Annotated in this window: 11 protein-coding genes; 6 read left to right on the forward strand and 5 right to left on the reverse strand. The window is 58.1% G+C overall.

All coding sequences use genetic code 11. The annotated features are described in order from the left end of the window. A complete protein-coding gene (locus tag ACA108_09550; protein XEX97712.1) occupies positions 1-1,332 on the reverse strand; it encodes a glycoside-pentoside-hexuronide (GPH):cation symporter in 1,332 nt (443 codons plus the stop codon). 297 nt (positions 1,333-1,629) lie between these two features. Between ACA108_09550 and astE the strand changes: the two genes are divergently transcribed. Both astE and spy read left to right on the forward strand, forming a co-directional pair. Beyond that, a complete protein-coding gene (gene astE, locus ACA108_09555) occupies positions 1,630-2,595 on the forward strand; it encodes a succinylglutamate desuccinylase (protein ID XEX97713.1) in 966 nt (321 codons plus the stop codon). A 327-nt stretch (positions 2,596-2,922) separates the two neighbouring features. Next, a complete protein-coding gene (gene spy, locus ACA108_09560; protein XEX97714.1) occupies positions 2,923-3,411 on the forward strand; it encodes an ATP-independent periplasmic protein-refolding chaperone Spy in 489 nt (162 codons plus the stop codon). A gap of 76 nt (positions 3,412-3,487) precedes the next feature. Here the strand turns inward: spy and hutG are convergent, their stop codons facing one another. After that, positions 3,488-4,285 carry an N-formylglutamate deformylase gene (gene hutG, locus ACA108_09565; protein ID XEX97715.1) on the reverse strand — a complete coding sequence of 266 codons (798 nt, stop codon included), beginning with the start codon at positions 4,283-4,285 and terminating at the stop codon, positions 3,488-3,490. Further along, a complete protein-coding gene (gene hutI, locus ACA108_09570; protein ID XEX97716.1) occupies positions 4,269-5,498 on the reverse strand; it encodes an imidazolonepropionase in 1,230 nt (409 codons plus the stop codon). The genes hutG and hutI overlap by 17 nt, the downstream gene beginning before the upstream one ends. A 217-nt stretch (positions 5,499-5,715) precedes the next feature. Between hutI and ACA108_09575 the strand changes: the two genes are divergently transcribed. Then, positions 5,716-7,077, forward strand: coding sequence for a formimidoylglutamate deiminase (locus ACA108_09575; GenBank protein XEX97717.1), 1,362 nt, complete (start codon positions 5,716-5,718; stop codon positions 7,075-7,077). 2 nt (positions 7,078-7,079) lie between these two features. After that, on the forward strand, positions 7,080-7,625 hold the full coding sequence (gene ves / locus ACA108_09580) for an environmental stress-induced protein Ves (GenBank protein XEX97718.1): 546 nt from the start codon (positions 7,080-7,082) through the stop codon (positions 7,623-7,625). On the opposite strand, the gene hutC is transcribed toward ves, so the two are convergent. Continuing rightward, positions 7,626-8,378, reverse strand: coding sequence for a histidine utilization repressor (gene hutC / locus ACA108_09585; GenBank protein ID XEX97719.1), 753 nt, complete (start codon positions 8,376-8,378; stop codon positions 7,626-7,628). It abuts the gene before it with no gap. A 153-nt stretch (positions 8,379-8,531) separates the two neighbouring features. Between hutC and hutH the strand changes: the two genes are divergently transcribed. Continuing rightward, the gene (gene hutH / locus ACA108_09590) at positions 8,532-10,076 is read left to right on the forward strand and encodes a histidine ammonia-lyase (protein XEX97720.1); all 1,545 of its coding nucleotides are present in this window, start codon (positions 8,532-8,534) and stop codon (positions 10,074-10,076) included. A 14-nt stretch (positions 10,077-10,090) separates the two neighbouring features. Then, a complete protein-coding gene (gene hutU / locus ACA108_09595; protein ID XEX97721.1) occupies positions 10,091-11,776 on the forward strand; it encodes a urocanate hydratase in 1,686 nt (561 codons plus the stop codon). A gap of 4 nt (positions 11,777-11,780) precedes the next feature. Here hutU and cho read toward each other — a convergent pair whose 3' ends face one another. Then, the gene (gene cho, locus ACA108_09600) at positions 11,781-12,659 is read right to left on the reverse strand and encodes an excinuclease Cho (protein ID XEX97722.1); all 879 of its coding nucleotides are present in this window, start codon (positions 12,657-12,659) and stop codon (positions 11,781-11,783) included. Positions 12,660-12,720: the final 61 nt, after the last annotated feature.

A 12,720-nucleotide genomic window follows, 5' to 3' on the forward strand; every position in this document is an offset into this window, starting at 1 on the left:
TCAGGCATTTTGTTTGGCAAGATTAATTTCGTGCATCACGCTGTCGTCAAGTTTGTACCAGCGCAGCATGACGAAAGCGGCGAGGGAAAGTATTCCTGGCACGACGGTAAATAATGAAATAATGCACAGCAGGGCAGTGCTATTTTGCATATCGGCATGGGCGACGTAGCCGCTAAATCCTAATGTCCAGCCAACAATAGCTCCGCTTAATGCCATGCCTAATTTCAGCACGGCCAGTAAAGTTGAAAAGACAATGCCGTCCATTCTTTTACCCTGCTTCCATTCGCCGTAATCCGCCACGTCCGCCATCATTACCCACATTAATGTTGTGGTGCATTGATAGAAGGTGGAAATAATAAATGTCATTACGACCAGCACAATAACCAGTTTGGGCGCGAAGAACAGCGCGATGCTTAATACACCTGCCAGCACCGAACAGGTGCCAAACATCTGCACTTTGTTATATTTGCGAGTAAGCTGTTTTGCCATTGCGCTGCCTGCCGCTTTACCGGCGATATGCGCGCCCAGCAGCCACATAAACCAGCTGGCGCTGCCAAGATAGTAGGTGACGTAGTACATCATGGCGCCCAGACGAATAACGCCGAAGCCGATGTTGGTCAGCACCAGCATGGCTACGATGCGCCACTGATCGTTGGCGAATAAGTCCTTTAAATCGCTGAGGTAATTGGAGTGAGAGGCGGGAGCTTTGATGCGCTCGCGGGTGTTGGCGAAGCAGATCCAGAACATCACCACCGCAAGTGCTGCCATAATTCCCATTGCCATGCGGTAGCCGGAAAGCTTATCGTCGCCGCCAAGCCAGGTCGCCAGCGGCATCATCAGGAAGGTCGACATCGCCCCGCCCAGGGTCGCCAGAAAGAAGCGGTATGACTGCAAAGAAATACGCTGTTCGTTGCTGGAAGTGATCACCGCCCCCATAGAACAGTAGGGGATATTAATCGCCGTATACATTAGCATCATGAAAGAATAACTGACGCTGGCGAAGATCATTTTGCCGGTGAGCGATAAAGATTCCGGCACGGCATAGGTCAGCAGACAGCTAATGCCAAAGGGCAGGGCCAGCCATAATAAATAAGGGCGGAATTTACCCCATTTTGTCCGGGTATTATCCGCGAGATAACCCATTGCTGGATCGATAATGGCATCTATGGATCGTGCCAGTAAAAACATGGTGCCGACGAAGGCCGCCGGTAATCCTACAACATCGGTATAATAGAATGTCAGGAAAATAATGACGTTATCCAGGCCAATATGGCTGGCCATATCCCCGAGACCGTAGCTTATTTTTTCCTTCAGGGTAATCTTTTCTTTCATTTTCTGCGCCTGTGGTGGTGGGGTGAAAATAAAATGATGCTTTACCGGTATTCATCATTGACCAGAGCGATCAGAAGGGGCAATTGCGAGATCTTGTACCGGTGTTGTGAGAATTGCTTTTTGTGATACCGGTAACAGTGCGCGGGGATCTGCAGCGTGAAAGTTGCAGATTTCCGGCAGCCTTTGCTTTTATCTGCAAATAACACTACTAAAATCAGGTATATCAGCTTACTGTTTTGAACCTATAATTTACTGAGTGGACAATTTACCCACCCATTCGGTCATTCAGGAGGCAAAATGCTGGATTTTCTGGCGCAGACCCTGGCGGGGAAAGCGCCAAAGCAAACGGAAGGAAAGAATGCCCACCTTAGCTGGCAGTGGTGCGATGAGGGCATTTTAACGCTCACGCCGCTTATGCCGGTGGAAAAAGCGCTGGTGATCTCGGCTGGCGTGCACGGTAACGAAACCGCACCGGTCGAAATCCTTGCGGAGCTGGTGGATGATCTACTGGCGGGCAGGCTGGCCTTGCAGTGGCGCCTGCTGGTGATCCTCGGCAACCCGGCGGCACTGCGCAGTAATAAGCGCTATATGCATAGCGACATGAACCGCATGTTCGGTGGGCGTTGGCAGCAGTTCCCGGAAAGCATTGAGACCCAGCGGGCGGGACGCCTGGAGCATGCCCTTGAGCTGTTCTGGTCTCAGGGGGATGAAACCATTCTCTGGCATCTGGATATGCATACCGCTATCCGCAGCTCGTACCATCCTCGTTTCGGCGTGCTGCCCGTGCGTCCGCTTCCTTATGATGAAGCCTTCCTTGCATGGCTCGGCTGCGCTGGGCTGCAGGCGCTGGTGTTCCATAAGGCTCCGGGAGGCACCTTCACCCATTTCAGCAGCGAGCACTTTACCGCGCTGAGCTGTACGCTGGAGTTAGGCAAGGCGCAGCCGTTCGGCGAAAACGATCTCAGCCAGTTTGGGGTCACCAAAGCGGCGCTGAGCGCGCTGCTGACCGGAGGAGAGGTGCCGGTAGCGGAAGCCGAGCCGCTGCGCTATGAGGTAGCCCAGCAAATTACCCGGCTTTCTGACTCCTTCGTACTGCATATGGGCGCGCAGACGCAAAACTTCACCGCCTTCCCGAAGGACACGCTGCTGGCAGAAGATGGCAATACGCGTTACGTAGTGAAAGAAGATAAGGAATTTGTTTTATTCCCTAATCCAGACGTTGCGCCGGGCCTGCGGGCAGGATTAATGCTCAGGGAAATATAAAAACAGGGCTCTCAGGGACGGGAGCCAGTATTTTCCCCGATCGCTTAGAAATATACAGACAATTCCTAGCCTGCTGCTTTCTTCAGCGGTAAAATTACTATACACTTTCTCCATTATTCCTTGAAAATCAGTTTATTGATATATTTTGTAGCAATAATCCCCGCCTTAATCCTTATTTTCTCCATAATTGATGCGTCATTATTTTTTATACTTGCAATGCTTTACTCCGGCAATCTACTCCTTGACGATTGACCCCGTAAACTCAATCTCGTCAACACGGCAAACCAGTCGTGAAAAGAAATAAATTAAATGAGAAGGATAAAAAACATGCGTAAATTAACAGCTCTCTTTGTTGCTTCAACTCTGGCTCTGGGCGCAGCGAACCTGGCTCATGCGGCAGACACAACGACCACCACTGCGGCGAAAACCGACGCGCCGATGATGCATCATAAAGGCATGCGCGGCGGCCACCACGACATGATGTTTAAGGACCTGAACCTGACCGACGCGCAGAAACAGCAGGTGCGCGATATCATGAAAGCGCAGCGTGGCAAAATGGAGCGTCCTTCATTAGATGAGCGTCGTGCGGCACATAGCATTATCGCCAGCGACAGCTTCGATAAAGCGAAGGCTGAGGCACAGATCGACAAAATGGCCGAGCAGAACAAGGCTCGCATGCTGGCCCACATGGAAACTCAGAATAAGATCTACAACATTCTGACCCCGGAGCAGAAAAAGCAGTTTAATGCCAATTTTGAGAAGCGTCTGACAGAACGTCACGCCCATGAAGGTAAAATGCCAACCGATCAGCAATAATCGATCGACTGGCTTAAGACCGCCGGTCCTGTCCACAAAGCGTTATCGCTGTGGACAGGACCGGCGGTTTTCTTTTTTATGCAATCTGCTGGGCGCTGCTCATCATGGCGCTGATAAGCTGTTCAAGCAGCGGCCGCAGTGCGTTTGCCCGCTCTTCGCGATAGCCGAACGGCGGCTGCTCATCCATATAATTACGCTGTGCCAGCTCCAGCTGAACGGCATGCACGCCCTGCGCCGGGTTGCCGTAGGCGCGGGTAATGTATCCCCCTTTGAACCGCCCGTTGACGACCCAGCTGTATTGCTGCTGGCTGGCCATACGGGCGACCAGGTGCTCCTCAATCAGCGCATCGCAGCTGCGCCCTCCGTGGGTGCCGAGGTTTAAGTCAGGCAGCGTTCCCTCGAACAGGCGCGGAATGCGGCTGGCGATAGAGTGCGCATCAAACAGCAGCGCATAACCGTACTCCGCTTTTAGTCGCTCAAGTTCATCCCGGAGCTGCTGATGATACGGTAGCCAGACGGCGTCCAGGGCGGCCTGACGCTGCCGCGCATCCGGAGTCTTGCCGGGCATAAAAGTGGCTGAGCCATCAAACAGCGTATCCGGGAAAAGCCCGGTAGTGGCGGTGGTATAGAGCGGTTTGTCATCTGACGGGCGGTTCAGGTCGATGACCATGCGGGAGTAGTTGCCCACCAGCACGCTTGCGCCAAGGGAGCGAACAAAATTATACAGTGCGGGAATGTGCCAGTCGGTATCCGGCAACGTGCGGGCAGCTTCGCTCAGGCCTGCCTCAACATCTGGCGTTAATGCCGTACCCGCGTGGGGAATACTGACCAGAAGCGGCAGTTTCCCTTTGCTAAATTCAAAGGCTGCTTTCACGTCTCTCTCCCTGATAAATCACGGTGCAGGGCAATTGCCCCCCTAACCAATAGACCAGTTCGGCAGGACGCGCCACGGGCCAGTGCACAAAGTTGGCAATTTTGCCGGTCTCGAGGCTGCCATGGCTGGCCTGAATGCCCAAAGCCTGCGCCGCGTGGATCGTCACGCCTGCCAGCGCTTCCTCCGGCGTCAGGCCAAATAGCGTACAGGCCATGTTAAGCATCAAACGCAACGACAGCGCGGGCGAGGTGCCCGGATTAGCATCGCTGGCGACTGCCATGGGAACGCTATGCCGGCGAAAATCCGCCACCGGAGGAAGCTGCTTTTCGCGCAGCAGATAAAAAGCGCCGGGCAGCAGGACGGCAACCGTTCCGCTTTCGGCCATCGCTATGGCGTCCGCTTCGGTGGCGTATTCGAGGTGATCGGCTGAAAGGGCATCAAATCCTGCGGCCAGGCTACTCCCCGCCAGCGGCGATAGCTGCTCGGCATGAAGCTTAACCGGCAGTCCAAGTTCCCGGGCCGCCGTGAAGACCCGCGCGGTCTGGGTCGGGCTGAACGCCAGATGTTCGCAAAAGGCATCGACGGCATCGGCGAGCTTTTCCTGGGCGACGCGCGGCAGCAGCTGGTTGCAGACAACCTCAATCCACCCATCGCCGTCGCCGTTGAACTCAGGCGGGATCGCGTGGGCCGCCAGGCAGGTGGCGTAGACCTCCACCGGCTCCTGCTCGCCCAGCCTGCGGATGACGCGTAGCATTTTAATCTCATTGTCGATATCCAGCCCGTAGCCGGACTTTATCTCTACGCTTGTCACCCCCTCCGCCAGCAGAGGCTTCAGCCGCCGTCGGGCAGAGGCCAGCAGCTCATCTTCGCTCGCGGCCCTGGTCGCCTTCACCGTGGAGATAATGCCGCCGCCTTCGGCTGCGATCTGCGCATAGCTTACGCCGTTAAGACGTTTTTCAAACTCCGCGCTGCGGTTGCCGCCAAAGACGAGGTGGGTGTGGCAGTCAATAAACCCCGGTAGCACAATGCCGCCCTCAAAGCGATGATATTCGACGGCGTGGATTTCCGGCATTTCCGCTTTCGGGCCGATCCAGAGGATTTTACCGCGCAGCACGGCGAGCGCCCCGTCTTCAATGGCGTGGTACTGGCCTGCCCGCAGGGTGACAAAGGTGGCACCGCTCCACAGGCTGTCGCAGGTAAGGGGAGGGGACATGGCATGCTCCGGTCAGGTTGTATAGACAATTGCATTCAACCTGGCACAGCATGCTAAATTCATCAACAGTCGCCGGGTGTTTTGGTGACGCTGTTGCAGGATTTTGTCGAGGGCGACGCAAAAACGTTGGGCTGCCTTCCAGCAGACGATATATCTTTTGCGTCGGCGAAGATTTAACGCTAAATCATTGTCATCGTTATCAGAAGGAACCAAATCTATGCCGGCATTTTTTGCTCCGATCGTGATGCTCCCGCAGGGCTGGGGACACAGCGTGCGTATTTCCGTCAGTGACGAGGGCGTGATAACCCATATCGAAGCAGGTGCCAGCGCGGAAAACGCCACGCTGCTGCCCGGCGTCGTTATCCCCGGCATGGCCAATCTTCACTCCCATGCTTTTCAGCGGGCGATGGCGGGTCTGACCGAAGTGGCGGGTAACCCACAGGACAGTTTCTGGACGTGGCGCGAGCTGATGTACCGCATGGTTGAAAAGCTATCGCCGGAACAAATGGGGGCAATTGCCACCCGGCTGTACATTGACCTGCTGAAAGGGGGATACACTCAGGTTGCGGAATTTCACTATCTGCATCATGACGTTAATGGCAAACACTATCCGGCAGGCGATTTGATGCTACAGCAACTGGTGGTTGCTGCCGATAAGAGTGGTATCGGCCAGACGCTGCTGCCGGTGCTCTATAGCTACGCGGGATTTGGGGCGCAGCCTGCCCAGAGCGGGCAAAAACGCTTTATTCAGGATGTGGACAGGTATCTGCGTCAGCAGCAGGCGCTGGCGAAAGCGCTGCAAAACTATCCGCTCATCAACCAGGGGCTGTGCTTCCACTCGCTGCGCGCGGTGAAGCAGGAGCAAATGGAGGACGTGCTGGAGGCCAGCGACTTTCGCCTGCCGGTGCATCTCCACATTGCCGAGCAGGAAAAAGAGGTGGAAGACTGTCTGGCATGGAGCGGGGAGCGCCCGGTCAACTGGCTGTATAACCGTTTTGCGGTTGATGATCGCTGGTGCCTGATTCACGCCACCCACCTGGCGGCGGACGAGGTGACGCAAATCGTTGAAAGCCGGGCGGTCGCGGGGCTTTGCCCGACAACCGAGGCTAATCTCGGCGACGGGATATTCCCGGCCAGCGATTTTATTGCCCGGGGCGGACACTGGGGGATTGGCTCGGACAGCCACGTGTCGGTCAGCGCCAGGGAAGAGCTGCGCTGGCTGGAGTACGGACAGCGGCTCAGAGACCGCCGCCGTAACCGTATTGTGCTGCCAGAGCTGCCGCAGGTTGGCGAAGTGCTGTGGCGGCAGGCGGTAGCGGGTGGGGCGCAGGCGTGCGGCGTTGCGCTTGGGGCTATCGCGCCGGGCTACCGCGCCGACTGGCTGGTGCTGGAAAAGGATGCATGGCTTACGCACGTAGAAGATTACGCCTTGATAAACCGCTGGCTGTTTGGCGGAGCACAAGAACACATTAAAGACGTGTGGGTCGCTGGAAGGCAGGTGATAACTGACGGGCAGCACCCACTCGATGAACAGAGCAATAGTCAATTTGCGCAGGTGATGCGCAGCCTCCAGGAGTAGTAATGGAATTTTTCGATATCCGGAAAGTGCCGGTCAGCCTCTGGCGCAACGGCGCCGGGGAAACCCGCGAGATCTGCTGCTTTCCCCCTGCCACACGCGATTTTAACTGGCGAGCGAGCATTGCCTCGATTGCCAGCAGCGGTGAGTTTTCTGCGTTTCCTCAGGTGGATCGGGTGATTACCCTGCTTGAGGGAGGGGAAGTCGTGCTGGACGGCGGCAGGGCATTTCGCCATACCCTCAGGAAGCATCAGCCGTTTGCCTTTGCGGGCGAACAGGCTGTGAAGGCGGAACTGACTCACGGTATGTCGATGGATTTCAACGTGATGACCCGCCGCGACCGCTGCCGGGCAAAGGTGCGCGTTGCCGATCGCACTTTCACCACCTTTGCGCCACGGGGCGGCATTGTGTACGTGCTGAGCGGTGAGTGGCAGCTGGGGGATAAATTGCTCAAACCGGATCAGGGCGCATGGTGGCAGGAGGGCCGCCATACGCTGCGGCTGCTGAAACCGGAAGGGCAGCTGCTGTTCAGCGAAATTACCTATCTGTGATCACTGGCCGGTAAAGCTGCCCGTCAGCTGGTAGCGAGAGCCTGGGTACAGCAGCCGGGCTACCGTCACCACCTGCGAATGGTGCCAGGTGCGGCGGTTAACCAGCAGGCAGGGCTGGCGGTCGTTCACTTCCAGCAGGGTCTGCTGAGTTTTGTCGGCCAGCACAGCCTCCACCACGTGCTCTCCGGCGGTGAGAGGCGCAATCTGGCTAAGGTAGTGGTGCGGCGTAAACAGGCGGAAATCCTGCCTGAGATAATCTGCCGCCAGGGAGGGATTCACATAGCGCGACTCCAGCTGGACGGGCTGGTCGTTGTCGTAGTGCACCATTTGCGAATAAAACAGCGCGTCACCCGGCCGGACGGAAAACGCCAGCGCCAGCTCTTCCGATGCCGCCACCTCTTCCAGCGCCACAACGTAGTTGCGATAGCGATGCCCACGCGCGGCGATCTCCTCGGCGATGCTGCGGACTTCCAGCATCGCGGTATGGCCCTTCAGCTCCGCCACAAATGTTCCGACCCCCTGCATCCGCACCAGCCAGCCTTCAGCCGTTAATTCCCGCAGCGCACGGTTAATCGTCATGCGGCTGACGTTCAGGGCGTTGACCAGCTCGGTTTCAGACGGCACACGTTGGTGCGGCTGCCAGACTCCGCTGCTGATCTGACTGATGATTGCCTGCTTGACGCGCAGATAAATAGGCGCGGGCAGGTCGCTGATGGCGGAGCGTAACTGCTCCAGAGGCTGCAGCTCAAACATGATTTGTCCTTGTAATTAGCAGGGTCCTGGCGAGATCCCGCTCACTGTTCGATAAAAATTCCCTGTGGCCGACTGGCGGGACTTTTGGTTTGTTAGTTAACTTGTCTATACAACTCTATACGTTCAAATGAATTGATGCCACAGGATGTCCTTATGTTGATGCAAAAGAAGCGCTGTACCCTTACGCCCGGCCACGTCTCGCTGTCCACCCTGCGCGATATCTACCACGGCAACGTTACGCTGGAGCTGGATAAGCAGGCCGTCGGCGCGGTGGAGCGAGCGCAGCAAACGGTAGAAGCGATTGTTAACCATGGCGACGTGGTTTACGGCATTAATACCGGTTTTGGCAAACTGGCGCAAACCACTATCGCCGCCGACCACCTGGCCGAGCTGCAAAGGAACCTCGTGCTGTCCCATAGCGTCGGCCTTGGCGAGCCGCTGCCGGACGACGTGGTGCGCCTGGTTATGGCCAGCAAGGTTATCAGCCTCGCCCGCGGGCATTCCGGGGTGCGGCTACAGGTTATCGACAATCTGCTGGCTTTGTTTAACGCTGGGGTGATGCCGGTCATACCGGAAAAAGGATCGGTGGGGGCATCCGGGGATCTCGCGCCGCTGGCGCATCTTTCGCTGATGCTGTTGGGTGAGGGAAATGTACGCATAAATGGCGAAGAGATCCCTGCGCCTCAGGGCCTTGAGTTTGCGGGCGTCGAACCGCTGATTCTGGGGCCGAAAGAAGGGCTGGCGCTGCTTAACGGCACGCAGGTTTCCACCGCCCTTGCTCTGCGCGGCCTGTTTGAAGGCGAGAAGGTCTTTGCCGCGGGCCTGGTCGCCGGGGCGCTATCCCTTGAGGCGATTAAAGGCTCGGTGAAACCTTTTGATGCGCGTATCCATGAAGCGCGGGGGCAGACAGGGCAGATCGACGTTGCGGCAGCGGTTCGCACGCTGCTCGAAGGCAGCGAAATTGTCGATTCGCACCGGCACTGCGGGCGCGTTCAGGATCCTTACTCCATCCGCTGTGTGCCTCAGGTTATGGGAGCATGCCTTGATAACCTGCGCCACGCGGCGCGGGTATTACAAATTGAGGCCAACGCCGCCTCGGACAATCCGCTGGTGTTCAGCGAGACGGGGGAAGTCATCTCCGGCGGGAATTTCCACGCCGAGCCGGTTGCGTTTGCGGCGGATATTCTGGCGCTGGCAATTGCCGAAATCGGTGCTATCTCAGAGCGCCGCCTGGCCCTGATGCTCGATACCGGGATGTCCGGCCTGCCGCCGTTCCTGGTGAAAGAGGGCGGGATCAACTCGGGATTCATGATTGCCCAGGTCACGGCGGCGGCCCTCGCCTCGGAAAATAAATCCCTGGCGCATCCCGGCAGCGTGGACAGCCTGCCGACGTCGGCGAACCAGGAGGACCACGTGTCGATGGCAACGTATGCCGCACGCCGCCTCGGCGCAATGTGCTTTAACACCGCGGCGGTTGTCGGCATCGAAGCAATGGCCGCCGCACAGGGCATTGAGTTCACCCGCCCGCTGCGCAGCTCACCGCTCATGGAAAAGATATTTAGCGGCATCCGTGAGCGCGTTGCCTTTCTTGAAAAAGATCGCCTGCTGGCCCCGGACATCGAGCAGATGCGCCTGTGGGGCTGCAGCGACCGCTGGCCTGCGGCCATCGTTAATCTTCTTCCTTCTACTTCGGCCTGACGCCGGGAGCCAACATGACTGAATCTGTAAAACAGGCGGTAGCCCGCACGGTACGAGCGCCCCACGGCAGCGAACTGCACTGTGAAAACTGGCTGATTGAAGCGGCGTACCGCATGATCCAGAACAACCTGGATCCTGACGTCGCCGAGCGTCCGGAGGATCTGGTGGTATACGGCGGCATTGGCAAAGCGGCCCGCAACTGGGAATGCTTCGAACAAATTCTCGCCTCGCTGCGGACGTTGAAAGCCGAAGAAACGCTGCTGGTGCAGTCCGGAAAACCCGTCGGCGTATTCCGCACCCATGCCGATGCGCCGCGAGTATTAATCGCCAACTCCAATCTGGTGCCGCACTGGGCGAACTGGGATCATTTCCACAAGCTCGACCAGGCCGGGCTGATGATGTACGGCCAGATGACAGCGGGGTCGTGGATCTATATTGGCGCGCAGGGCATTGTGCAGGGCACGTTTGAAACGTTCGCGGAGGCGGGGCGTCAGCACTATAGCGGCGACCTGAGAGGGAAATGGATTTTGACCGCCGGGCTTGGCGGTATGGGCGGCGCGCAGCCGCTGGCGGGCGTGCTCGCCGGGGCGTCGGTGCTGGCCATCGAGTGCCAGGAGTCCCGCATCGATTTTCGCCTGCGCACCCGCTATCTCGATTTCAAAGCCACCACGCTTGATGAGGCGCTGGGGATGATAGAAGAGGCGAACGGCCAGAAGAAGGCTATCTCAGTTGGCCTGCTCGGCAACGCCGCTGAAGTTCTGCCGGAGTTGGTGAAGCGTGCAAAAGCCGGAGGCGTTCGCCCGGATATCGTCACTGACCAGACCTCGGCCCACGATCCGCTGAACGGCTATCTGCCCGCCGGCTGGTCCGTTGAACGCTGGCAGCAGGAACGCGTCTCGCGGCCTAAAGCGGTGGAGAAAGCCGCGCGCGCTTCCATGGCGGTTCATGTTCAGGCGATGCTGGATTTCTGGCAGATGGGCGTGCCGACGGTGGATTACGGCAACAATATCCGCCAGGTTGCCTTTGACGAGGGCGTGGAAAACGCGTTCGACTTCCCGGGCTTCGTCCCCGCATACATTCGCCCGCTGTTCTGCGAGGGCAAGGGCCCGTTCCGCTGGGTGGCGCTGTCCGGCGACCCGGAGGATATCGCGAAAACAGACGCGAAGCTCAAGGCGCTGTTCCCTGAAAACCAGAACCTGCACCGCTGGCTGGATATGGCCCAGGAGCGCATTGCCTTTCAGGGGTTACCGGCGAGGATTTGCTGGCTGGGGCTGGGCGAGCGCCATCGCGCCGGGCTGGCCTTCAATGAGATGGTGCGCAGCGGCGAATTAAAAGCACCGGTTGTGATTGGGCGTGACCATCTGGACTGCGGCTCGGTTGCTTCCCCCAACCGTGAAACGGAAGCGATGAAAGATGGCTCCGATGCCGTATCCGACTGGCCGTTGCTCAACGCGCTGTTGAATACCGCCGGAGGGGCAACCTGGGTGAGCCTGCATCACGGCGGTGGCGTGGGGATGGGGTTTTCGCAGCACGCTGGCGTGGTCATTGTTGCGGACGGCACGCCGGAAGCGGACGTGCGGCTGGACCGGGTGCTGTGGAACGATCCGGCCACCGGCGTTATGCGCCATGCGGATGCCGGCTACGAAAGCGCAGCGGACTGCGCCCGTGAACACGATCTGAACCTGCCGATGATTAAATAAGCCGTCAGGCCGTGGTGGGGCAGCCCAGCTCCACCACTTCATAGTCCCCGCTCATCACCAGCTTGCAGAGGATCTTGTAGCCGTCGTTGTCAAAGCCTTTTGGCGGCGCGGCCAGGGTTTTCGCCTCGCTTAGCTTTTCCACCGACCCCAGATAAAACCAGCTGTCGATGATGTGATATTGCGTCATGCCCTCACCGGTTTCCTTCAGCCCCACAGGGCCGCGCCATGGCCAGCAGATTACCCGGATACGCTCGAGCGCCGCCAGAAAACGGCCGTGGTGCATTTCGACGGTCTCTTTGCCGCAGCAGGCCCCGGCACAGCGTTTTAACCCGGCGCGGAAACAGGCGCGCCCGGCGCTCAGCGCTTCAAGCCCCAGCAGACCGTAACAGAGCTGATGTTCATCGGCCAGCGTTTGCAGGGTCTGCAGCGCGGCGCGGCGGTTAGCGTACAGGCCGTAGAGATCGGTCTGCCGCGAAAAATCCACATCCTTCGCATAGACCACCTGCGGCCTGCCGCCGGTAAACTGAAGCGAACAGAGCTGGCGGTTGCGGCGCAGGCGCTTGTTAAACAGCGGCTGCTGCTCCTTGATCATCTGGGCTTCAAGCAGCAGGGCCCCGAGTTCACCGGCGGTGCGGGTAAAGGTGATGCGCCGCGCCTGGCGCAGCAGGGCGGCTTCGTCCGGCGTCCGGAAATGGGACATTACCCGGGTGCGGATATTGATGCTTTTGCCGATATAGAGCGGCATAACGTCGCTCTCACCGTGAAAGACATACACCCCCGGCTGCTTCGGCAGGAAGTCGAGCCAGGGACGCAGATGTTCGGGATATTCATAGACCGCCGCCGCTTCAAACTGCAGGCGCGGCGCGCTGATACGTCTGACCACTTTTCACTCCTGATACTGTTTACCCGTACAGTGTAGCAGGGAGGCGAAGCGCAAAAAAGCG

Source organism: Dryocola sp. LX212, from assembly GCA_041504365.1.
In the GTDB taxonomy this organism is placed as follows: Bacteria; Pseudomonadota; Gammaproteobacteria; order Enterobacterales; family Enterobacteriaceae; genus Dryocola.